Raw genomic sequence first — 22,660 nt, 5'->3', positions numbered from 1 at the left:
ATGATTGAAGTGGAAACTAACGATGCATTAATTATAAAACCAGCAGCGGCCGGAAAGTTCCACTTGGAAAGAGAATTTTTCGTGTGAAAAACTTACAACAACTCAGCGGTCCAGCGCCTGGACCATGCGGTCGCCGAACAAGGCCAGGGCCACGCCCACGATCATGACGACCGCCCCGGCCAGGCGCACCGCCGACACCTTGCGCATGGCGACATTGACCAGGCCGAAGTGGTCGATCGCCATCGAGGTCAGCAGCTGGCCGGCGATCACCAGCACGACCAGGTTCAGCAGGCCGATGCGCGGCACCAGCAACACGGTGCAGAAGATGAAGGCGGCGCCGAGGAAGCCGCCGGAGAACTTCCACAGCGGCTGCTGCGGCAGGACCGCCAGGGCGTCGGGCAGGCCGCCGCGGACGAAGGCCGCCACCGCCAGCGCCGCCGTGCCGCACATGAAGGACACCAGGGCGGCGACCACCGAATTGGCGCCGACCGCGGCCGCCATCTGGCTGTTGATGGCAGCCTGGAAGGACACGGCGATACCGGCACCGAAAGCAATGAAGAACAACAGGAGATTCATGAGGAATTGCAGACGAAAAAGCGCAGAATTGTAGCGAAACCGGACGGGCTTGCGAAGCCGTATGGCTAGTCAGACAATATGTCTGCGCATATACTTCGCGTCGTTACGTTCAAAATGTGCCCCATGACGACACCCAGCAATGCGCGCCTGGCCGATCAGCCGATCCGCTGGCCGGTCCTGTTCCTGATGTTCGCCCTGCTCGCGCTGTCGCTGATGATGTGGCGCTGGGGCGGGACGATCGAGGACTCCCAGGCCTACTTCGACACGGCCCGCTATTTCCGCGGCGAGATCGGCATCGCCCAGCTGCGCCCGCCTTTCCCCTACCGCACCCTGGTGCCCGCCATCGCCGCCGCCCTGCCCGGCGACCTGCGCCAGGCGTTTGCCGGCCTGAACTGGCTGTTCATGGCCGCCAGCGCCTGCCTGATGACCGCGGCGGCCCTGCGTGCAGGCCTCGACAGCAAGCGCGCGACCGGCGCCGGCGTCCTGATGCTGGTGGCGCTGCCGACCTTCTGGTACGCCCCTTATCTGCTGGTCGATCCGGGGTCGATCTGCGCCCGCAGCGCCTTCGTGCTGGCGGTGCTGGCGGGCCAGCCCTGGCTGGCCGCCCTCGCCGGCCTGCTCGGCACCGCGGTGCGCGAAGAGAACATCCTGCTGCTGGTCTGGCTGCTCGCCATGCGCCGCATCCCGCTGGCCGGCGGCCTGGCGGCACTGGCCGCGGCCGGCGCCTGGCTGCTGGCGGTGCGCTTCTGGCTGATCCCCGGCCTGCCCGCCTATACCTGGGCGCCGAGCTGGTGGACCGTCAATCACGCGCTGCGCGACGTCCGCTCGCTGGCCTCGATCGCCGGCGCCTGCCTGCCCATCGTGCCGCTCGCGGTCCTCGGCTGGCGCCAGGCGCCGGCGCCGCTCAAGCCGCTGCGCAGCCTGCTGTTCCTGATGGCCCTGCCGCCGCTGTACGCGGCCCTGTGCGTGCGCGTCGAGGGCCGCATCGTGTGGGGCCTCTATCCCTTCCTGATCCCGTTCGCGGCCTCCTACCTGCGCACCCCGCAGGCGGAACCGCAGGCACCCGCCCAGTGAACGGCCCGCCGCTCTCGCGCCCGCTGCTGGTCATGCTGGACGGCGTCCTGGTCCGCTCCGGCCTGCTGTGGGAATGCCTGCTGGCCTTCCTGAAACAGGACCTGCGCCGGATCTGGATGCTGCCGCTCTGGCTGCTGCGCGACCGCGCCCGCTTCGCGCGGCGCCTGTACGCCGCGGCCGCCATCGATGCCGCCACCCTGCCCTACGACCGCGCCCTGCTGGCGCGCCTCGCCGCCGAACGCGCCTCCGGACGCCGCATCGTCCTCGCGGCCGGCGCCAGTCCGCCCTTCGCGCGCCGCGTGGCGGCCCATCTCGGCCTGTTCGACCTGGTGCTGGCGGAAGCGCCGGACCGGCCGGCCGGCGCCCACGATTACGAAATCGTCGATGCCGCCCACGCAGCCACCGGCCGGCTCGGCGGCGCCCTCGTCCTGCTGCGCGCCCTGCGTCCGCGCCAGTGGTTGAAGAACCTGCTGGTCTTCGTGCCGATGCTGGCCGGCCATGAGCTCGGCCTGCCGGCGCTGGCCGCGTCGGCGGTCGCCTTCGCCGCCTTCTCGCTGTGCGCCTCCAGCGCCTACCTGCTGAACGACAGCCTGGACGCCCACGACGACCGCCTGCACCCGACCAAGCACGCCCGTCCGATCGCCTCCGGCGCCCTCGGCATCCCGCTAGCCCTGTGCGCCAGCCTGGCCCTGGCGCTGGCCGGCCTCGGCCTGGCCCTGCTGTTCCACCCGGTGCTGGCCGCCGTCGCCGGCCTCTATTTCGTCAGCACCCTGGCCTACTCGACCTGGCTGAAGCGCCTGATGATGGTCGATATCATCGCGCTGGCGATCCTGTACAGCCTGCGCGTGCTGGGCGGCAGCGCCGCCACCGGCATCGCACCGTCTTTCTGGCTGATCGCCTTTTCCTTCTTCCTCTTCCTGAGCCTGGCGCTGCTGAAGCGCTACAGCGAACTGTTCAACCTGAAGCGCGCGGGGCGCGAAAAGACGCGAGGGCGCGGCTATACCACTGCCGACAAGGCGGCGGTCGGCATCATGGGCATCAACAGCGCCTTCCTGTCGGTCCTGATCGTCCTGCTCTACTTCAATTCGAGCAACGTGATTGCGCTCTACCCGCACCGCACCTGGCTGCTGGCGATCCTGCCGCTGCTGGTGCTGTGGCTCGGGCGCCTGTGGATCCTGGCCTACCGCGGCAAGGTCAACGAGGATCCGGTCCTCTACGTCAGCACCGACCGGACCAGCCTCGTCGTCTTCGCCCTGTGCCTGGCCTGCGCGGTGGCGGCGGCACGATGAAGCGGCACCTGCATTCGCGCCGCCTGTTCCGCCTATCCGCAATCCGGCCCGCCGGCCGTGCAGTTCGTCGCAAAGCGCCCGCGCTCCCCGGCGGGCTTGTCTAAGATGCACCCATCGATCACCGACAACAATAAGCAAGGAGGAAACATGACCCAGACCCCGACTTCGCCGAACCGCCGCCGCCTGCTGGCTGCCTGCGCCCTCGCCCTCGCCGCCGGTACGGCGAGCGTGCCGGCGCTGGCCGAATGGAGCTTCGGCCGCAGCGAACAGGTGCAGGGCAACGGCAAGATCGTGCGCCAGGCGCGCAATATCGGCCACTTCAACGGCCTGGCGATGGCCTTGCCGGGCAATGTGGAGATCCGTACCGGCAACAGCGAAGGCCTCAGCATCGAAACCGACGAGAACCTGCTGCCGCTGATCGAGACCGTGGTCGAGGACGGCACCCTGAAGATCCGCAGCAAGCGCAAGGTCAACATCAAGACCCGCACCCTGAAGATCGTGGTGCAGGCACGCGAGCTGGACCGCCTGGCGCTGGCCGGCTCCGGCGATATCGACGCCGACCGCGTCGCCGGCAAGCGGGTGCGCTTCGACGTCGGCGGCTCGGGCAGCATCAAGGTCGGCAAGGCCGAGGGAGATGCGATCGACGTCAACCTGGGCGGCAGCGGCGACCTGAAGGTGATCGAGGGCGGCGCGCGCAGCCTGTCGGCCTCGATTGGCGGCTCGGGCACCATCGACATGACGCGGGTGCGCGTCGACAAGGCCAGCGTGACCGTGGCCGGTTCCGGCGACGCGACCCTGTGGGTGCGCGACAGCCTGAGCATGACGGTGGCCGGTTCCGGCGACGTCAATTACTACGGCGACCCGCAGGTCAGCAAGTCGGTGGTCGGCTCGGGCGGCGCGCGCCGCCTCGGCGCGGCGCCTCGCTGATCGTAGGGTGGGCACTCTGTGCCCACCCTACGAATTAATGGGCTGGCGGCGCCGTATAGGCCAGCGGCTTCACCGGCACCGACAGCGCGATATTCTCGCGCTTGCCGGCGGCATCCAGCACGGTCAGGGTCAGCGGTACCTGCTCGCCTTCCTTGAGCTGCTGCTTCAGGTCGAACAGCATCAGGTGGTAGCCGCCCGATGCCAGGTTCACCGTCTGGCCGGCCGGCAGGTCGATGGACTCGACCTGGCGCATGCGCATGGTCTGGCCTTCCATCGCCATCTGGTGCAGCTCGACCCGGCCGGCGACCGGACTCTTCACTTCCACCAGCTTCACCGGCTTCGCGGACTTCAGCTGCATGAAGGCGCCGGCCACCTTGGCCTGGGGCACGGTGGCGCGGATCCACGGGTCGCTGACGCTGACCTGGGCCAGCGCCGGCAGGGACACGAGGCTGGCCAGGGCCAGCGCGAGAAGACGTCGGTTCATATTCCGCCTGTTCGATCAATAATTGCGTTCTGAAAGCAGTGTATCGCGTTCGACCTGCACGGTTTCAAGGCCGTCGGTCAGCCATACCTGGCCGTCCTGGATCGTGCACTGCAGCTGCATATTGCGCTTGCACATGCGCTCCAGCGCTGCGGCGCTCTCGGCCGCGATGTTGACGATGGTGATGTTGCGGGCGCGGTCGATCTGCTTCGCCACCTGCTTGAACCAGATGTGGCTGACGGCGCTGTAGCTGTACACCACCACGTGCTCGGCGCGGCCGCTGGCCTTCAGCAGGCGGCGTTCGTCCGGCTGGCCGACCTCGATCCAGGTCTGGATCGCGCCGGTCAGGTCCTTCAGCCACAGGGCCGGCTCCTCGACGTCGAACAGGTCCTTGCCGAAGGTGAGCGCCTCGTCGGCATGCAGGGCGAAGGCGAGCAGGCGGATCATCACCCGCTCGTCGGTCTCGGACGGATGGCGCGCAATGGTGAGCGCGTGCTCCTGGTAGTAATTGCGGTCCATGTCCGCGATGCTCAGGTCTGCCTTGTAGATCGTTGCTTTCAGGGCCATCTGGTTCTTCTGTCTTTCAGTGTAATCAGCTGAAGACGACGGTCTTGTCGCCGTTCAGCAGGATGCGGTGTTCCACGAACCACTTGACCGCGCGCGCCAGCACCACGCTTTCGACGTCGCGCCCGATCGCCGTCAGGGCCTCGACGCTCATCGCGTGGTCGACCCGCTCGACGTCCTGCTCGATGATCGGCCCTTCGTCGAGGTCGCCCGTGACGAAGTGGGCGGTCGCGCCGATCAGCTTGACGCCGCGCCGGTGCGCCTGGGCATACGGGCGCGCGCCCTTGAAGCTCGGCAGGAAGGAGTGGTGAATATTGATCGCCCTCCCCTTCAAGGCTTCGCACAGTCCCGGCGACAGGATCTGCATGTAGCGCGCCAGCACGACCAGGTCGACCTGGTGCCGGTCCAGCAGCTCGATGATGCGGCTTTCCTGCGCCAGCTTGTCGGCTTCGCTGGCACCGGCCTCGAGCGGCAAGTGGTGAAAGGGGATATTGTAACTGGCCGCGAGCTGGTAGAAGTCCATGTGGTTCGAGACGATCGCCGGAATCTCCACCGGCAGCAGGCCGCTGCGGTAGCGGAACAGCAAATCGTTCAGGCAGTGGCCGATCTTCGAGACCATGATCAGCACGCGCGGCTTGCGCGCGGCGTCGTGCAGCTGGCCGGCGGCGCCCAGGTGGGCGCACAGGGCATCGAAGCCGGCGCGCAGGGTGGCTTCCGCGACGTTCGGCTCTTCCAGCGCGAAGTGGATGCGCATGAAGAACAACTTCGATTCCGGGTCGCCGAACTGGTCGGAATCGATGATGTTGCAGCCGTGCTCGGCCAGGAAGCCGGACACGCGCAGGACGATGCCGCGCTGGTCCAGGCAGGACAGGGTCAGGATGAATTCGGGGTGCTTCATGGTCTTGGAAGGTCGTGGAGGATGAGGACGGTCGGAGCATTGTCGCATGAGTTGCAGGATGGGCATGTACGCGACAGCGGGAACGGCGAGTTGGCGCTATAGTTGACAAGTCCACATGTCAAAACAAAGGAGACCCCATGTCCACCCAAACCAACCAGCAGTTCCGCCTGGCCTCCCGCCCCGTCGGCATGCCGGCCGCGGATAACTGGCAGCTCACCGAAGAAGCCCTGGCGCCGCTGGAAGACGGCCAGGTGCGCGTGAAGGTGCTGTACCTGTCGCTCGATCCGGCCATGCGCGGCTGGATGAACGAAGGGAAGTCGTATATCCGCCCGGTGGCGATCGGCGAAGTGATGCGTGCCGGCGCGGTGGGCGTGGTGACGGAAACGCGTTCGCCGCGCTTTTCCGTGGGTGACCACGTCAGCGGCGCCTTCGGCGTGCAGCGCTTCTGGACCGGAGCGGCCGACGACCAGGGCGGCCTGGCGAAGATCGACCCCGGCCTGGCGCCGCTGCCGGCCTGGCTGAACGTGCTCGGCATGCCGGGCATGACCGCCTACTTCGGCCTGCTCGACATCGGCCAGCCGAAAGCCGGCGAGACGGTGCTGGTGTCGGCCGCCGCCGGCGCGGTCGGGGCCACGGTCGGCCAGATCGCGAAGCGCCTGGGCTGCCGCGTGGTGGGCATCGCCGGCGGCGCCGACAAATGCCGCTTCGTGGTCGAGGAACTCGGCTTCGACGCCTGCATCGACTACAAGGAGGGACCGATCGGACCTGGCCTGAAGCAGCATTGCCCGGACGGCGTGGACGTCTATTTCGACAACGTCGGCGGCGAGATCCTGGACGCCGTCCTCACCCGCATCAAGCTGAAGGCGCGCATCGTGATCTGCGGCGCGATCTCGCAGTACAACAACACCACGCCGGTGCGCGGCCCGGCGAACTACCTGTCGCTGCTGGTGAACCGGGCGCGCATGGAGGGCATGGTGGTGTTCGATTTCGCCCATCGCTATCCGGAAGGCGTGGCGCGCCTGGCACAGTGGCTGCGCGAGGGCAGTATCAAGCACCGCGAGCACGTCGTCGAAGGCCTCGAGAACTTCCCGGCCGCCTTGCTGATGCTGTTCGAAGGGAAGAACTTCGGAAAACTGGTGCTGAAGATCGCCGACGCCTGAAACCTCCATTGCCGTCGCCATCGGCCGGAACTATTGCCTCCCCCGCCTCTCTAAACGCACGAGCGCATCCGTGACGCTCGGGTTTGATTGTTCACCGACAGGCACAAGGAGATCGATATGGCGACAAGCAAGGACGGCGGCAAGAGCGCGAGCTCGGGCGGCAACGAGCAGAAAAGCCAGCCTGCCAAGCGCGGTTTCGCTGCGATGGACCAGAACCAGCAGCGCCAAATCGCCAGCAAGGGCGGCCAGGCCGCCCACCAGAAAGGAACGGCGCACGAGTTCGACTCGGAGGAAGCGCGCCGCGCAGGCCAGAAAGGCGGGGAAGTGGTCAGCCGCAACCGCGCCCATATGGCCGACATCGGCCGCAAGGGCGGGGAAAGCCGGCAATCAGCCAACCGCGCCGCCGCCGCCGCCAAGGGGGGCAACCGCCAGGGCGGCAAGGCGGAATAAGATAAGGAAAGCGGCATCGCCAGGCTCCTTACCTGACCAGGGAATGATTGCATCCGCCACGCCGCCGGCACCGGGCGCGGCGATTCCCTTTACCGGTTGATCTCCACCGGCCCATTCTTCACCGATCACGCAAGCGGCTGCGCACTCCGGCGCTCTCATCCTGTGCTAGAGTGCGTAGTCCATGTCCGACCCGAACACCCTCAAATACCTCAAGGCCTATCCCGCCCACCTGCTCGACCAGGTCCACCGCCTGCTGGCCGAAGGCCGCCTGGGCGAGCACCTGTTGCGCCGCTATCCGCAAGCCCACGCGGTACGCACCGACAAGGCCCTCTACGGCTATGTGCAAGACCTGAAGGATGAATACCTGCGCAACGCCGAACCGGTCGCCAAGGTCGGCTTCGACAGCAAGATCGGCATCGTCCAGCAAGCCCTCGGCCTGCACACCGCCATCTCGCGCGTCCAGGGCAGCAAGCTGAAAGCCAAGCACGAGATCCGCATCGGCAGCGTGTTCCGCGATGCGCCGCCCGAGTTCCTGCGCATGATCGTCGTGCACGAGCTGGCCCACCTGAAGGAAAAGCAGCACGACAAGGCCTTCTACAAGCTGTGCTGCTGGATGGAGCCGGATTACCACCAGTTCGAATTCGACTTGCGCCTTTACCTGACCCAGCTGGAACTGGGCGGCGAGCGGCTGTGGGGATGAGGCCCGTCAGGGCCGCCGGGCCAGGATCAGGATGGCGGCGAGGACGCTGAACGCGGCCCCCGCATGAAAGGTCGCGGCCGCTCCGAACCCCTGCCACAGCATCCCGGCGACCACGCTGGCGAACAGCATGGCGATGCCGGACACCAGGTTGAAGAAGCCGAATGCCGTACCTTTCAGATTCGCCGGCGCCGTATGGGCGACCATCACCGCCAGCAAGCCTTGCGTCATCCCCATGTGCAGGCCCCACAGGCTCACGCCGAGCAGCACCGCCGGCCAATGATTGCTCTGCGCAAGGACCAGGTCGGCCAGGACCAGGAAAGCCAGGCCGACGACCAGCAAACGCATGTGGTTCATCGAGTCCGCCAGCTTCCCGAAGGGATAGGCGGACAGCATGTAGACGATGTTCATGGCGACCATCACCAGCGGCACCAGGGCCGGCGCCAATCCGCCCTGCATGGCGCGCAGCACCAGGAAGGCTTCGCTGAACCTCGCCAGGGTGAACACCGCACCGATCGCGACCACCCACCAGTAGGCGCCGGACAGCTTGCGCAGGCTGGCCCGGTTGAGCGGATTGACGCCTTTTGATAGGGCCGCATGCGGCGGTTCCTTCACGCCGCATGCCAGCAACAGCACCGCCAGCGCGCCCGGGATCACGGCAATCCAGAAGATGCGGCGGTAATCATTTGCCCACAAGAACATCAGACCGACGGCGAGCAATGGGCCCATGAATGCGCCGGCCGTGTCGAGCGATTGCCGCAGGCCGAAGGCGGCGCCGCGCGAATCTGGCGGCGTGATGTCCGCCACCAGCGCATCCCTGGGGGCGCCGCGGATGCCCTTGCCGATGCGGTCGACGAAGCGCGCGCCCAGCACGACGTTGGCGGTGGCGGCGATGGCAAAGAAAGGCTTGCTGGCGGCGCCCAGCGCGTAGCCGGCCACGGCCAGCCATTTGCGGTTTCCGAGATAATCGCTGAGGCTGCCCGAGAAGACCTTGACGATGGGAGATGTCGCCTCGGCAATACCTTCGATCAAGCCGACCGTCGCCACGCTGGCGCCGAGGCCGGCGACCAGGAACATCGGCAGCAGGCTGTGGACGATTTCGGACGAGATGTCCATCAGCATGCTGACGAGGCCGAGGATCCAGATCGGGCGAGGGATCCGGCGCAGGGTGGAGAAGCGGCGCCCGCTCATCTGCTCAGGCGCCAGCATTCGCATCCAGCGCAGCGAACGCGGGCGCTTCACGCTTCCTTTGGAATTATCCATCCCACCCCCTGACAGGCTCGATCATGCCGGTGTCGAGCTTCTTGCGCAAGCCGTCGATCAGGAACGCGATCGCACTGCTTTCCACTTCTTCGTTCCAGCCGTAGATCCGCTGTTCCGGCTCGGCGCGCGAAAGGATCACGCCGCGCAATTCGGTCATGCTGATTTCCCACCGTCGGCCCGTGCTGGCCGATGTCGAAAGGTCAAGGCTGGCGCACAACACTTTTCGCTAATCTATCCGTATGGAAATAATTTCCATGCGGAACGCATGATAGGATGTGCTCATCGGCTGCCCCCGCCCCCGGCGCCGATGACGTTCCGGCCCCTACCCTGCCGTTGTCCATCCGGATTCCTGGAGCGGCCATGCCCTACCCGATCACTTCTTCCGAACAAGACCGACTCAAAGCACTCGACTCGCTGCATGTCCTCGACACGCCGGCGGAGCAGCGCTTCGACCGTTTCACGCGCCTGGCCGCGATGACCTTCGGGGTCCCGGCCGCGGCGATCTCGCTGGTCGACGGCACGCGCCAGTGGTTCAAGGCGCGCTGCGGCATCGAAGCATCCGAGACGCCGCGCTCGGTCGCCTTCTGCAGCCATACGGTGGCGCTGGACCAGATGCTGGTGGTCGAGGACGCCGCCGCCGATCCGCGCTTCGCCGCCAATCCGATGGTGACCGGCGCACCGCATATCCGCTTTTACGCCAGCCACCCGCTGCACAGCAATGGCCAGCCGGTCGGCACCCTGTGCATCGCCGACACCGCGCCGCGCGTGTTGACGGACGAGCAGCGCCAGGCCCTGCGCGACCTCGCCGAGCTGGCCGAGGCCGAACTGAACCACGTGAAGACCGTCACTGCCCGCCTGATGGCCGAGCAGGCCCTGAAGTCCCTCAACACCCAGCTCGAACAGCGGGTGGCCGAGCGCACCGCCGAACTCGAAGGCAAGCTGGCCGAACTGTCGCAGGAGATCGCCCACCGCAAGGCGGTCGAGGTCTCGCTGCAGCACAGCGAGGACTGGAACCGCACCATCGTCGCCGCCTCCTGGAGCGGCTTCGTCGGCGCCGATGCCGAAGGCCGCGTCGTCGAATGGAATGCCTCGGCCGAACGGATCTTCGGCTGGACCCGCGCCGATGCCCTCGGCCGCAGCCTGTCCGAGCTGCTGGTGCCGCCCTCGCTGCGCGCGCTGCACGACACGGGCATGCGGCGCTGGCACGCCACCGGCGAAGCGGCGATGCTGGACCGCAAGCTCGAACTGCCGGCGCTGACCGCGAGCGGCCGCCAGATCATGGTCGAAATGACCATCAGCAGCTACGAGTGGAAGGGCAAGCGCTGCGTCGGCGCCTTCATCAACGATATCTCGGAACGTATCCGCACCCGCCAGCAACTGGAGGAAAAGCAGGAGCTGCTGGACGCCGTGCTGGAATCGATCGACGTCGGCGTGGTGCTGTGCGACGCGGTCGGCAACCTGTCGCTGTTCAACCGCGCGGCGCGCGCCATCCTCGGGCGCGACCTGAAGGCGATCGCGCCGGCCGAGTGGGCGCAGCACTATGCACTGTGCCATGCCGACGGCCGCACCCCGCTGGCGATGGACGAGGTGCCGCTGGCGCGCGCCCTGACCGGCGAGACGGTGCGCGACGAGGCCGTCGTCATCGCGCGCACGGACGGTCCGCCGCACACCGTGCTGGTCAGCGGCCGGCCGCTGCGCAGCGCATCCGGCCGTCCGCTGGGCGCGGTGGTGGCGATGAAGGACGTCACCGAAGCGAATGCCTCGCGCGAGCAGCTCGAGACCAACGAGCGCCGCCTGCGCGCCATCACCGAGAACCTGCCGGCCATGATCGGCAAGCTGAATGCGGCCGGCGAATTCGTGTTCCTGAACGGTTATGCCCTCAAGATGTACGGCAAGCGCGCCGACGAGCTGCTCGGGCGCCACGTGTCCAGCGCCTACCGTCCCGAGGACTACGCGATCCTGGTCCCCTGGATCGAACGGGTGGTGGCCGGCGAGCGGGTGTTCTTCGAATACGTGTCCGCCTGCGATGGGCGGGCCCAGCATTTCCAGTGCTGCTTCGTGCCCCAGCGTACCGCGGGCGGCCAGCCGGACGGCTTTTTCGCGATGGCCTTCGACATCACCGAGCGCAAGACCAGTGAGCTGCGCCTGGCCGAGAGCGAGGAAAGGCTGCGCACCATCACCGACAACGTGCCGGTGCTGATCGCCCACCTCGACAGCGAGCGGCGCTACGTGTTCGCCAATGCCGTGCACCAGTCCTGGCTGGGCAAGCCCGCCGGCGAGATCCTCGGCAAGACCATGGAGGAAGCCTTCGGCGCCGACTACCTCGCACCCCAGGCGGCGGCGCTGGAACAGGCCTGGCGCGGCCAGGCCTCGCAATGCGAACACGAGATCGTGCGCAAGAAGCACACGCGGATCGCCCACACGACCTTCCTGCCGCAGCTGCGCGACGGCGCCGTGGCCGGCGTCTACGTGCTGACCACCGACGCCACCGCCTCGCGCCTGCACGAACGCAGCCTGCACGCTCTGGCCCACACCGACACCCTGACCGGCCTGCCGAACCGGCGCCACTTCCAGGCCGCGCTGCAGAACGCGGAACGCGCGCCGCGCCCGGGCCGCGGCACCGCCCTGCTCTACCTGGACGTCGATCACTTCAAGCAGATCAACGACCGCTACGGCCATGCCGTCGGCGACGCCGTGCTGGTCGAGTTCGCGCGCCGCCTGAGCGACGCGGTGCGCAGTTCCGACCTGGTCTCGCGCCTGGCCGGCGACGAATTCACGGTGCTGCTGAACGAGGTGGCCGGCGAGGCCGACGTCGAGCTGGTGGCCCGCAAGATCCTCACGGCGATGCGCGCGCCCTTCGAAGTAGGCACGCTGATCCTGCAGGTCGGTACCTCGATCGGGGCGGCGCTGGCGGAACAGCCGGAGCTCTCGCCGAGCCGCCTGCTCGACGCCGCCGACCGCGCCCTGTACACCGCCAAGGAAGGCGGACGCGACACCTATGCGATGCTGCGCCTCGGCCGCAGCCAGGCCCCGGCCCACGCCTGATCCGGTTCAGGCGGCTCAGGCGGCGGCCAGCCCTTCCCGCCGGCGGCGCCAGGCCAGTCCCGCCTCCAGCGCCGCCAGCACGGCCGTGCTGAAGGCCAGCAGCGGCATCAGCGCGCACAGGCCGATCGCGAGCGCGACGGCGGCCGGCGGCGCCGCACGCCAGGCGCCGGGCAGCAGTGTCGGCAGGCCCGCCAGGCCGGCGCGGCGCCGCTTGAAGAACATCGTCCAGCCCGACACCAGCGAGAACAGCACCCCGGCCGCGAACACGAACAGCAGCACCTGGTTCCAGATGCCCAGTTCGCCGCGGTGGAAGGGAATGCCGACCGCGGTGGCCTTGCCGAAGGCCGTCTGCCGGTCCCAGCCCGCGTAGTACAGCACCTGGCCGTCATAGCTGTTCAGCACCAGGTCGAAACGGCTGGCCGGATGGCGCCTGTCGGCCGAGGACGCGCGCCAGACCCCGTGCGGGCCGCGCGGCGGCGTGAGCAGCGGCGCGACGCCCGGCACCAGGGCGCGGCTGCGGTCCCAGGCCTGCTGGAAGTTCAGCTGGGGCCGGTCCTGGGGCATCGAATGCAGGCGCTCCGGCACCCGCGGCCCGGCCTGGCCGGCCCAGTCGCGCAGGGCGCGCACGTTTTCGCCGGCGTATCTGCTCCAGGTGATGCCGGTCAGGACCATCGCCAGGCTCAGCACGCTCAGCAGGGTGCCGAGGAAGGCATGCCACTGGCGCCAGCCCGCGCGGCCACGCGCCGCGGCACGCGGCAGGCCCGGCTGGCCGGGACGCGGCCACCACAGGACCACGCCGGTCAGCAGCATCACCAGCATCCAGCTGGCCGCCAGCTCGATCATCCAGCGCAGCGACTCGCCCTGCAGCAGGCGCGAATGCAGGCGCCGCGCCCATTCGCTGAAACGGTCCTGGTCGCGCTGGCTGCCGAGCACGGTGGCGCGGTAGGGATCGACGAATACGGTGACGCGATCGCCGCCTTGCGCCGGCCGCACGACCGCCGGCGCCGGCCGGCCATGGCCCGCATGCTCGCCGCCGCCCGCCGCGGGCTTGCCGAAGCCCACCCGCACCGCGTCGTCCGCGGCCGCGGGCGGGGTCACCGCCTGCACCACGAGCCCGGCCGGCGCCGCCCTGCGTGCCGCGTCCACCGCCGCATCGAGGGACAGCCGCGCGCCCTGCGGCGCCACCCGCTCCAGTCCGCCGTACAGGCGCGCTTCGATCTGCGGCGTGAAGACGTAGAGCAGTCCGGTCAGGGTCGCCACCAAAGCGAACGGCGACGCGATCAGCGCCGCCCAGAAGTGGATGCGCCAGAACAGGCTGCGGCGCCGCGCCGCCAGGCTGGGCAAGCGGTGGACACTGTCCTCCATGGTCACAGATCCCATTTCAGCTCCGCCACCCAGGTGCGCTGGGGATAAGGGTGGAAGTTCCAGTATTTGTAGTTGTTCAGGTTGTCGATGCCGAGGGCGGCGGACCACTGCCGGTCGATCCTGTAGGTGAGGCGCAGGTCGGTCGTGAAGTACTTGCTGGCGCCCTGGTAGGCGAAGCCGTTCGGGTCGGAGTTGTCCAGGGTCGAGTACTGGCGCCCGCTGTAGCGCGCCGCCAGCGTGGCCGCCAGCCTGTCGTCGAAGCGCCAGGTCGCCTGGCCGGCCGCGCGCCATTCCGGAATCCGCGGCTGCCACTTGCCGACGCTGGCCGGGAACTTGTCGTTGCGCTCGATCTTCGAATCGGTCCAGGTCAGGCTGGCGTTCAGGTCGAGGCCGCGCAGGCCGACGTCGCTGGCGGCATAGGCAACTTCCAGTCCTTTGGTGGCGATGCGGTCGACGTTCTGCACGTTGGTGACGTTGGGCACCACCAGCACATTGGTCTGCGAGTACAGGGCGTCGCGGGTGCGCTCGCCGAAGGCCGTCAGGCGCAGCTGGCCGGTCTCGAGCTTGCGCTCGGCCGTCAGTTCGCCGGTCCAGGATTTTTCCGGCTTCAGGTTCGGGTCGTTGTTGATCAGGGTGCCGGCCGCGTTGATGCCGCCCTGGTACAGCTCGGACACGGTCGGCATGCGCACCGCGCGTCCCAGCGAGGCCTTCAGCAGCCAATCCTCGCTCGCCTGGAAGGCCAGCGCGGCCTTCGGCGAAAAGTAATCCTCGCGCCGGCTGCCGTGGCTGACGGTGGTGGTGGCGTTCGAGGTCCTGCCCTCGCGCGCCTCCCAGCGCTCGTAGCGCAGGCCCAGCACCGTCTTCCAGCGCGGCGCGAACTTCCAGGTGTCCTGGGCATACAGGCCGTCGATGCTGGTTCGGCCGCTGAAGGCCTGGTTGCGCGCGCCGGGGGCGCCGTTCAGCCAGTCGGCGGTGGCGTTCTCGATGCTGCGCAGCTTGTAGCTTTCCTCCTGCCAGCCGAATTCGGCCACCTGCGCCCCCGCGGCGCCTTCCGGCCGCCATACGCCCTTGGCTGCGAAGGTGTGCCAGCCGGTGCCGTGCTGGTCGACCATGCGCCCCGCCCCGCCGTTCGCGGCGGCCGGCAGGGCCACCGTCGGTGCGCGCAGGCTGTCCTTGTCGTAGTCGTAGAGGCTGGCGGCGACTTCCCAGTCGAAGCTGCCGCGGCTGCTGCTCTTCACGGTCAGGCCGTGCATCAGGTGGCGCAGGCTTTCGTTGGACTGGTTGAAATCGGCCGCTGCCAGCGCATAGGCGCGGCCGCCGATGTTGACCGTGCCGCTGTAGACCGGCTGGCCGGCGCCGTCGCGCAGATAAGACTCGGGACGTCCCTGGGAATCGTTGTCCCACAGCCCGAACACATAGGTGGCGCGCAGGGTCGGCGAAAAATCGTAGGCCAGCTTGGCCTTCAGGTGGTCCTGCACCGTGTGGTAGCGGGTCGCGGCGCCGAGGATCAGCCAGTCGCGCCCGGTGCGGTCCCGGCCTGGCACGGCGCCGCTCACCGGGATCCCCGCCGCGGACTCGGTGGCGGCCGGATAACGGGTCGGGAAGGTCAAGGGCTGGCCGGAGCTAGCGAGGCGGCTGACATCCAGGTACCAGGACCAGCGGCCGGCGCGGTTGCCGAGCGAGATACTGCCCTGCCGGCCATGGTAGGTATCGTCGGTGCCGTACAGCCTGAAGGGCTGGATGGAGGCCGACAACTTGGCATGGGCCTCGAAGCGGGACGGCATCCGCGTCACGTAGTCGACCACGGCGCCCACCGAGTTGCCGCCGTAGGCCGCCGAGAACGGGCCGTACAGCACGTCGACCCGTTCGATCTCTTCCGGGCCGACCATGCCCCAGCGCGGCGCGAAGGTGGCGCCGTTGCCGAGGTAGTTGGAGAGCAGGATGCCGTCCGCGTACACGGCCGAACGGGCGCTGTTGCCGGTGCCCGAGGCGCGCGTGGACAGCACGGCGTGGTTGTAGTCGCCGATGTAGCGCTTGCGTACCAGCAGGCTGGGCAGGTACTTCAGGGCGTCTTCGGCGTCGCTGGCGTTGATGCCGCGCGCGATCTCGTCGCCGGTGATGGTCTCGATCGTGGTCGGGATCTGGGTCGGCAGCGAGGTCGGGTGCTTGCCGGTGATGATGACGGTTCCGAGCTGGCGTTCCTGGCCGGGCCCGTCCTGGGCAAAGGCCGCGGACATGGCGGCGGCCAGCGCCGTCAGGGCCAGCGCCGTGCTTGCATTTTTCATTGTTGTTCCTGTGCTTGACCTGGGGTTGCTTCGGTCGCCCGATGGGGCGCTCGGCACACGTCAAACCACCCGCCCTGCGCGTGAAGCGGGACCGGGGCGTGACGGTGCGGGTCTGGGCCGGCGGCGCAAGGCCGCCGGGGTCAGGCAAGGAAAGGCGGCGCGCGCGGTTGCGCCAGCGACCACGGGAACAGCGGACGCGAGGCCCGATAGTAGAGCGGCGGATAGACATCCCGGCCGCCAAGCGGGGCGAAAACGACATCCATCGGCGGCGGCAGGCCATGGGCGCCGGCATGGGCTGCGCAATAGCCGCAATGGTTCATGTTCTTGTGCAGCTTGCCCGAGGTGGAGTCGTCGGTGCCGGCTGGCGCAAGCACGACCGGCATGCTGGTCATGCCCATCGCGGTGCAGACTTCCATCTCCATCACCAGGGGCGCGCGGGTGGCAGGTTCCATCGCATGCGATACCAGCGGGGCGAACACGTTGAACAGGATGGCCAGGCAGGCGATCCAGGCGATCCGCGCGCGCGTGCGCCAATGCCGTGTCGGGGTATGCATGCCCGAATTATAAATCACCGGCGGGCAAGGATTCGAAACGATTCTCCAAGGTAGTTTAAATCTTGCCCGACGACGGCGCGGACGAGATTAGCGTTGCCCCACATGATGTTTTATGTCCATCGAAAGCGACAGGCATTCCTCTGTCAACTACCATCGGATCGCCTTCCGCAATTACACAGGAAGCATGACCATTGACCGGACAAACACATGCGTCTCCTTGTCGGGCCACCGCTATGCCGTTGACGAACGAGGAGCCAGAGGCGGCAATCACCTTGCCGCCGTGGCTGGTTGCGTCGCCTAGTCGGATAACACCTTTCATCTTCTGCCTCCTAAGCTGGACCGATTGCTCTCGCGGAATTGTTGGATCATCGGTCGCTTATCCACTGCCAGACCGTGTAGCCGTAAGCGGATTTCAGATCGGCCATCGTTTCTCCAGCTTTGTAGAAGCGCCGCGTCGCGCCGGGATCGGTAGACTGCCAAATACCGGCTTTCGGACAGAGTTGTCCGGCTTTTGCCCGTAGTTCTTCATTCGTGTCGACAGTGACATTACGGCCGGATGGGATGAGTGGGTGCCAGGTAGTAGCGACTGCGACTGTTTCAGGACGCGTGACTATCGCACCGCCGCTTTCGCGCTTAAGTTCTTCTACCGTTTTGTCAACTCGAAATGCTGGTTGCATCCGCAATCCTTTGATGGCAAAGGTTAGGCTGTGCTTCTCTAAACCGGTGGTGGGATACCAAACGCCGGTCCATTGCACCTCATCGCCCGTTCGGCAAGAGATTGACCTATCAATCACATATTCCGGCAGCGAATCGGCCAGCTTCGAAAACAACGTATTTTTATATCGACGAAGGTTTGATTCATACGCTTTGACTATGAGGTCTCCTGGAAACCCATCATCATCGTTACTTCGCTCAGGACAATCCAGATTCGGCTGCAAGAAGTATTGTGCACCGACCAAGCCATTATGAAGTGCCCGTGTAATCTGAGTTGCATAAGTTAGCAACCGACTGATCCTAACTTCCTCGAACTCCTTATACTCGACTTCCGTCATCCAGCCGTGCAGGGGCTGCTCCATCATGCCCCGGACATCGCCCCTGACCCAACGTGCGGTATCCCATACCGGTTTATAGTCACCCAGCTTTGCCAACGCCGCACCACGCTTTAAATCACAAGCCAACGCATTGAAAGTATCGAATATCTGGTTGTTCCTGCCAAAATTTTCAGCCCGTCGTGAGATTGCGAGGGTACCAAACCATGCCATTGTATCTTCGCACTCCCGTGCGGCAGCCTCAAAGAATTCGATCGAGGTAAAGAGATTCCAAATAGCGGCTTCTAATTGCAGATCTCGCATGGACTTTTACTCCGTCATGATTTACTGTTTACGACGACGCTGGAACTGTAAGCAGGATTCGCCGGGCTTCCTGCGGTGTATAATCCGTTGCGCCCCAACCAGTTTCGATCGGACCTTTGATGTGTGGGTCAGTAATACGTGCTCTCAATTTCGCGGGGGCCTTTCCGCCGGTCAAATCGGTATATTCCACCCGCCGATCCTCAATACCCGCGCGGTCCTTGATCGACTGCCCGGTTTCACGATCAACCCTTGGCATCGCCTGAACCATTTCATCCCGCCTGTTAGGGAAGAACACGATCTGTTCGCCGCCCCCTTCCAGATAATAGTTGGTTCCCTTTAGCTCTTGACTAGCAGCGGGCCCACGCCAGACCGGCAAGACTTCGCCCACTTTTACTTCATACTCCACGACCCAGCCATTCTGATTCCATTCCGGTTTGACAGCAAATTTGCTTCGCCATTCATCTCTGCTTTTAATTGCCCTGTATTCCTTCTCCGTCATCGAGAAGATACCGGCACCCTCATTAGAAGGATCGACAATGCGGTAGAGCTTTGCCGGCCCTTTGATTGCATCAGCTCGAATTTTTCCTCTTTCTGAAAACGTTCTAACAAGCCAATCTTGAAGCGCTGGGTGCCTCGGATGTTGCTGCATTAAGGCTTTAATTGCATCATCCTCCATGTCCAAGGGCGGATGCATCAAAGGTCCTGTCGTTTTCTTCGCCCACTTCGGCGGTTTCCCATTGATCAGCTTCGCCGAGCCCGATTCCGAAATCGGCGCGATCCAGCCCCGATTAGTCTGGTAGGTCTGCACATGCCACGCCTGGTCATCCAGCCGTTTGGCAACGATCTTCAATACCGTCCGCACTGGCTGGACGAATTCCTGGATTGCGCTGCTCATGGCGCGTCGTTTCGTATCGATCAGCTTGATGAAGTCATCGATACGTTCGCGAATGGTAGCCGGTACGACAGGCCGGATCTTTTGCAACAAGCTCTTCAAATCGTTGCATTTCGCATTCAGCAGACGCCCGAGCATGGCAGGGTTAAGCTTGTCTGATGCGTCGCGAATGGTGGTCGACACAAAACGGTAAATATCAGGCAGCTTTCCATCGGTCGCCCATTTCACTACCCGATTATGCTGTAGATACTCGGTAATTTTCGGGAGGGCGTTGTCGCACGCCCGATGGGCCGCAGCCAATAACTTCTCGACGTTAACAATATCGTCGGCATGCTGGATGATCGGTCTGAGATATACCCAGACAAGGCGCAGCGTACTTTTGACGACTGTGCCAATTTCCGGAACAAACCCGACGATTGTCGTCACGATGAAGAACAAGGTGACCTTATTCGAAGGTTCCTTGCTGAATTGCCGGATGTTCGCACACAGATCGCGCAGGTCGCATACGGTATCGACTACCGGGATCAACGAGACCACCATATCGAATCCGATCTGTCCGGCGGAGCGATCGGCATTGAAGTCGCCTTGTAGCGCGCCCCATATCCATTCCCCCAAACCGATGTCTTCGGGCTTTTCCTGTCCTCGAACTTCATTCAATGCGCCGAGCGTGTCGTTGGTGGCCGCCATTAGTCGCCTCCGCGTTCTTCGGCCATGAGCGGATCGAGTCCGGACAGGAATTTACTTATTTCGGGCCGTGGTGCATCCTTAGCGCCAGGTGCGTTGTGATAGACAACTTTAGTAATGGTATCCGGCAGATTGCGCTCTTCGGCCACGCCGTTTCCGTCGAGAGTACCGCTCTTCTGCTGGCCGTTTGCGAAATGCAAGGTATAGGGCACGCCAACCATTGGCGCCCCTTGGTAGCCGTCGAGGTCGAGCTTCAGCCAATTTATGTGATCGGCTGCAGGGAAAAACGGCAGGTCAGCGTCTTGCCGGGCAGGGCCATCCCATTTGTGCATCCCGGCTTTCACAATGAAATCACCGCCGCAGCCAAGCTCGATCCTGTCGTCCACGAGCTTGATATACGCGCCGCCGCATAACAACGTGAGGCTCTTTTTGGCGGCGATCACGACGTCGCCTTGGCTGGCGGTGATCTTGACATCACGATCGGCAGCAATTCCGATACTCTCCTGCTGGGCCTGGATGTCGACCCTGCCAGTTCTAGCAATGTGTTTTATCCCATCCTGGTGCGCAAACAGCGAAATACCCCTGCCCGCATTGATATTCACACGCTGGCCGGCAAACGCCTGGATGTTCTGTTGCGCCACAATGTTCTGCTGGCAACCGCTGTAACTGACGGAGGATTTTGGTGTGGCGCTGACGAATCCGCCATGTGAATACTGGGCGATCAGCGGAGCACCGCCATTCTCGGCATTGCTCAAGTCATCCGCCAGCTCGCGGTGTGGCGCGAGATCGACCGGCATGGCCTGATGCTGTTCCGCGAACTCACCTAATTCCTGGAGTAGCGCCTGCGAAGCTTCGAGGAGGGCTTGCAAAGGCTCGCGTTCGAGTTGCTTCCCTGCCGCACCAAGCATGGCTTGGGTAGTCAACAGCATCAACCGGGCGGCGCGCACCACAACGGATTGATCACTGCGTAACTCAGCCCCTTCGCCGCGCGCCCGGCCATCGCCATCGCTTCGAGGATGTGTCAGCCAGCCGAGATTCAACTGGCTATGGCCATGCTCCGAGGCCAGTTGCGCGCTGATCTGTCCAGGGGTGTCATCCAACCGAAGCTGGTTGTAACGCATGCCATCGACTTCCTTGCTTTTGATGCCCGCAAGGAAGCGGTTGCCTGGTAGCCCGCCCGTATGGCTGAAGGCCGGCGGAAGAGCAGTGGCGCCGTGCACGCGGCCCACGACAATTGGCTTGTCCGGATCCCCTCCCAGGAAGTCCACAAGCACTTCATCCCCAACGCGTGGCAAGGTAGTGTTGCCCCAGCGGTTGCTCGCCCAATGACTGGCAACACGGATCCAGGCCGAATCCCGATCAGTATCACTGGCGCCGGCGCCATGCATGTGGTCTTGTTCGCGCGTTCCAGGAAAGCGCAGCTTGACACGTCCAAGTTCATCGCAATGCACTTCTTCGCCCGGCGGTCCGACCACGATCGCTGACTGTAAATGCACGGGCGGCAGATCGGTACGCGGATCGAAACCGGGCACAATCGGTATGCCACGGCGAACGCAGGTAAAACGGTTGGTGTATTTGACGTCCCGTTCATCGCTAGCTCGCTCAAGCCCGAAATTGTCAGCGCTCTGGTGCCAGCCATTAGCAGAAAAAAGGCGTTGCGCGCGTTCGTCGATATCCTTGGGCAGGTTGTTTTCTGCTGCCACCAATAGTTCCGTCAGGATGAATTTACGTTCATCGTTCGGATGTGTATCGATTTCGGGATGTCCATCGAGCCGGAACCACTCACCAACGCACAAATCTCGGACACCGCTCTCGCCACAAAAGCACTTGGCCTCGTACTCGTAGCGCTGCATCCGCAATTCTCCCAGTCTTCGGAAGTCGCTGTTGTCATCCCCAAAGTGCGGTGGGTCGATCCAGTAATCCTCAAGACTGAATGCAAACTGGTCGCCGGCTTCGCCTTGCTGCATGGTGGTCGGGACATGCGCGGACATCATTCGGCCTTGAAGGTAGTCCCAGCTTTGGCGAGTGGCGTTACCGGTTTTCAAGGAGCGAACGGCACTCCAGTTAAAAATCCCATCACGAGTTTCGGTTCCTGCATCGCGATGGAAGCGCACGGCTCCCGCACCGTTTCGTGCCAGCGCCTGCGGCGTATCGAACAGAACCAATGTATGGGCAGGTACAGACGAATCGTGGGGTTGGCTCGACTGGCCAGCCCGAAAGAACCAGGCGATGCCTCGGCGCTTCCATAGCCGACGTAGAAAGGCAGCATCCGATTCGTTGTGCTGCATCGCGAACTCACGCGCCGGATATGTTCCAGAAATGCCAGAAACATCGATTTCAAGAGCATTGGCTAGTATGGGGTTAACGTTGCGCCATTCGCTTACCAAAGCCAGGGAAATATCGACTTCATTTCGACAGCGGAAAACGCGTGTATTGGTTGACTGTTCCATCAAGCTCAATGCATCCCGAACGACCAATTGATAGGTTGCCAGGCCACCGTCGCTCTGCCCCGCCGATGCTTGCACTACGACGCCACAGACCGAACGCAACTCGCCACGATCTGTCACGAATTGCAATTCGACCGGAAGTGCGATGAATTCTTTCAGAGGGAGTGCTGCTTCCATGGAAACGCACAGGAGTCGATATTCGATCCCGCCGCAAAGCGTTTCCTTACCGCTTACATGTTTGACGAGTAAAACGTCCTCGAGAACTGAGCTTGGGTGCGCCAGACGTAGGCGAATCGGACGGTGCGCTTGCGTTGGACTGGGAGACAGCCCAGCTTGGCTCAATGAATTCATGTGCATTCTCCCGGTTAAAAGATTCGCACAAGAACTTGCCATGGTAATCATCTGCGCTGCTTGAGGTTGGTCACTACAAACCTCTGGCGAACGCCGGCGAAAGATGTCGTGGGCTAGTGAGCTTTATCATTGCTCCGATGTCGACCATTTGAACCATGCCATCCATCCCTGAGCTCAAAAACTCATGTTGCCTATACGCAACAGATTAATTGATTCCTATGAGCATTAAAAGTTAGCTATCGACTTTCGGTATCCCTACGTATAAAGTCAATCTCGCTGCCTGCTCCGTCCAATATGTAAGTGATG

19 protein-coding genes and 1 pseudogene are annotated in these 22,660 nt (G+C 64.5%); 7 read left to right on the top strand and 13 right to left on the bottom strand.

Features of this window, described 5'->3' with window-relative positions:
• Positions 1–102: 102 nt before the first annotated feature.
• Positions 103–576: a DMT family transporter gene (locus AC1DOQ_RS20475; RefSeq protein WP_477368471.1), complete on the bottom strand. Its 474-nt coding sequence runs from the start codon at positions 574–576 to the stop codon at positions 103–105.
• 123 nt (positions 577–699) lie between these two features.
• Between AC1DOQ_RS20475 and AC1DOQ_RS20470 the strand changes: the two genes are divergently transcribed.
• The 3 genes from AC1DOQ_RS20470 to AC1DOQ_RS20460 all read left to right on the top strand — a co-directional run bounded on the left by AC1DOQ_RS20470 (position 700) and on the right by AC1DOQ_RS20460 (position 3,866).
• Positions 700–1,650, top strand: a complete 951-nt coding sequence (locus AC1DOQ_RS20470; protein WP_477368468.1) for a hypothetical protein — start codon at positions 700–702, stop codon at positions 1,648–1,650.
• A complete protein-coding gene (locus AC1DOQ_RS20465) occupies positions 1,647–2,939 on the top strand; it encodes a UbiA family prenyltransferase (RefSeq protein ID WP_477368465.1) in 1,293 nt (430 codons plus the stop codon). Before AC1DOQ_RS20470 ends, AC1DOQ_RS20465 begins: the two co-directional genes overlap by 4 nt.
• A 147-nt stretch (positions 2,940–3,086) precedes the next feature.
• Complete coding sequence (locus AC1DOQ_RS20460; protein WP_477368462.1) at positions 3,087–3,866, top strand: head GIN domain-containing protein; 780 nt, start codon at positions 3,087–3,089, stop codon at positions 3,864–3,866.
• Between the two features lie 34 nt (positions 3,867–3,900).
• Here the strand turns inward: AC1DOQ_RS20460 and AC1DOQ_RS20455 are convergent, their stop codons facing one another.
• Genes AC1DOQ_RS20455 through purU form a run of 3 tightly spaced genes read right to left on the bottom strand, consistent with a single transcriptional unit; the run spans position 3,901 to position 5,809 of the window.
• A complete protein-coding gene (locus tag AC1DOQ_RS20455; protein ID WP_477368459.1) occupies positions 3,901–4,350 on the bottom strand; it encodes a copper chaperone PCu(A)C in 450 nt (149 codons plus the stop codon).
• Between the two features lie 15 nt (positions 4,351–4,365).
• Positions 4,366–4,914, bottom strand: a complete 549-nt coding sequence (locus tag AC1DOQ_RS20450) for a YaeQ family protein (protein WP_477368456.1) — start codon at positions 4,912–4,914, stop codon at positions 4,366–4,368.
• Between the two features lie 25 nt (positions 4,915–4,939).
• Positions 4,940–5,809 (bottom strand): formyltetrahydrofolate deformylase, encoded by an 870-nt coding sequence (purU, locus tag AC1DOQ_RS20445; protein ID WP_477368453.1) that lies wholly within the window; start codon positions 5,807–5,809, stop codon positions 4,940–4,942.
• 137 nt (positions 5,810–5,946) lie between these two features.
• Here purU and AC1DOQ_RS20440 point away from each other — a divergent pair, with 137 nt between their 5' ends.
• The 3 genes from AC1DOQ_RS20440 (at position 5,947) to AC1DOQ_RS20430 (ending at position 8,119) form a co-directional block, all read left to right on the top strand.
• Positions 5,947–6,969: an NADP-dependent oxidoreductase gene (locus AC1DOQ_RS20440; RefSeq protein ID WP_477368450.1), complete on the top strand. Its 1,023-nt coding sequence runs from the start codon at positions 5,947–5,949 to the stop codon at positions 6,967–6,969.
• A 117-nt stretch (positions 6,970–7,086) separates the two neighbouring features.
• Positions 7,087–7,419 (top strand): KGG domain-containing protein, encoded by a 333-nt coding sequence (locus AC1DOQ_RS20435; protein WP_442123114.1) that lies wholly within the window; start codon positions 7,087–7,089, stop codon positions 7,417–7,419.
• A 181-nt stretch (positions 7,420–7,600) separates the two neighbouring features.
• A complete protein-coding gene (locus AC1DOQ_RS20430) occupies positions 7,601–8,119 on the top strand; it encodes a M48 metallopeptidase family protein (protein WP_442123115.1) in 519 nt (172 codons plus the stop codon).
• A 6-nt stretch (positions 8,120–8,125) separates the two neighbouring features.
• Here AC1DOQ_RS20430 and AC1DOQ_RS20425 read toward each other — a convergent pair whose 3' ends face one another.
• Together AC1DOQ_RS20425 and AC1DOQ_RS20420 are read right to left on the bottom strand one after the other, a co-directional pair.
• Positions 8,126–9,307: an MFS transporter gene (locus AC1DOQ_RS20425; RefSeq protein ID WP_477368500.1), complete on the bottom strand. Its 1,182-nt coding sequence runs from the start codon at positions 9,305–9,307 to the stop codon at positions 8,126–8,128.
• A gap of 47 nt (positions 9,308–9,354) precedes the next feature.
• A pseudogene (locus tag AC1DOQ_RS20420) lies at positions 9,355–9,521 on the bottom strand (DNA-binding response regulator); the annotation flags it as partial.
• A 218-nt stretch (positions 9,522–9,739) separates the two neighbouring features.
• On the opposite strand from AC1DOQ_RS20420, the gene AC1DOQ_RS20415 reads away from it, so the two are divergent.
• A complete protein-coding gene (locus AC1DOQ_RS20415; RefSeq protein ID WP_477368447.1) occupies positions 9,740–12,424 on the top strand; it encodes a sensor domain-containing diguanylate cyclase in 2,685 nt (894 codons plus the stop codon).
• Positions 12,425–12,439: 15 nt separating this feature from the next.
• On the opposite strand, the gene AC1DOQ_RS20410 is transcribed toward AC1DOQ_RS20415, so the two are convergent.
• The 7 genes from AC1DOQ_RS20410 to AC1DOQ_RS20380 all read right to left on the bottom strand — a co-directional run bounded on the left by AC1DOQ_RS20410 (position 12,440) and on the right by AC1DOQ_RS20380 (position 22,354).
• The gene (locus AC1DOQ_RS20410; RefSeq protein ID WP_477368444.1) at positions 12,440–13,804 is read right to left on the bottom strand and encodes a PepSY-associated TM helix domain-containing protein; all 1,365 of its coding nucleotides are present in this window, start codon (positions 13,802–13,804) and stop codon (positions 12,440–12,442) included.
• Positions 13,792–16,074: a TonB-dependent receptor gene (locus AC1DOQ_RS20405; protein ID WP_477368441.1), complete on the bottom strand. Its 2,283-nt coding sequence runs from the start codon at positions 16,072–16,074 to the stop codon at positions 13,792–13,794. The genes AC1DOQ_RS20410 and AC1DOQ_RS20405 overlap by 13 nt, the downstream gene beginning before the upstream one ends.
• A 140-nt stretch (positions 16,075–16,214) precedes the next feature.
• Positions 16,215–16,628, bottom strand: coding sequence for a DUF2946 domain-containing protein (locus tag AC1DOQ_RS20400; protein ID WP_477368438.1), 414 nt, complete (start codon positions 16,626–16,628; stop codon positions 16,215–16,217).
• A 55-nt stretch (positions 16,629–16,683) separates the two neighbouring features.
• Positions 16,684–16,947: a PAAR domain-containing protein gene (locus tag AC1DOQ_RS20395; RefSeq protein WP_477368436.1), complete on the bottom strand. Its 264-nt coding sequence runs from the start codon at positions 16,945–16,947 to the stop codon at positions 16,684–16,686.
• 46 nt (positions 16,948–16,993) lie between these two features.
• Entirely contained in the window at positions 16,994–17,980 is a 987-nt protein-coding gene (locus tag AC1DOQ_RS20390; protein WP_477368433.1) for a hypothetical protein, read from the bottom strand.
• Between the two features lie 28 nt (positions 17,981–18,008).
• Positions 18,009–19,559 (bottom strand): hypothetical protein, encoded by a 1,551-nt coding sequence (locus AC1DOQ_RS20385; protein WP_477368430.1) that lies wholly within the window; start codon positions 19,557–19,559, stop codon positions 18,009–18,011.
• Positions 19,559–22,354, bottom strand: coding sequence for a type VI secretion system Vgr family protein (locus tag AC1DOQ_RS20380; protein WP_477368427.1), 2,796 nt, complete (start codon positions 22,352–22,354; stop codon positions 19,559–19,561). Before AC1DOQ_RS20380 ends, AC1DOQ_RS20385 begins: the two co-directional genes overlap by 1 nt.
• Positions 22,355–22,660: the final 306 nt, after the last annotated feature.

Source organism: Massilia sp. 01N417 (genome assembly GCF_056399645.1).
Note: the sequence above shows the minus strand (reverse complement) of the source record. Positions and strands in the feature narration are given on the sequence as shown.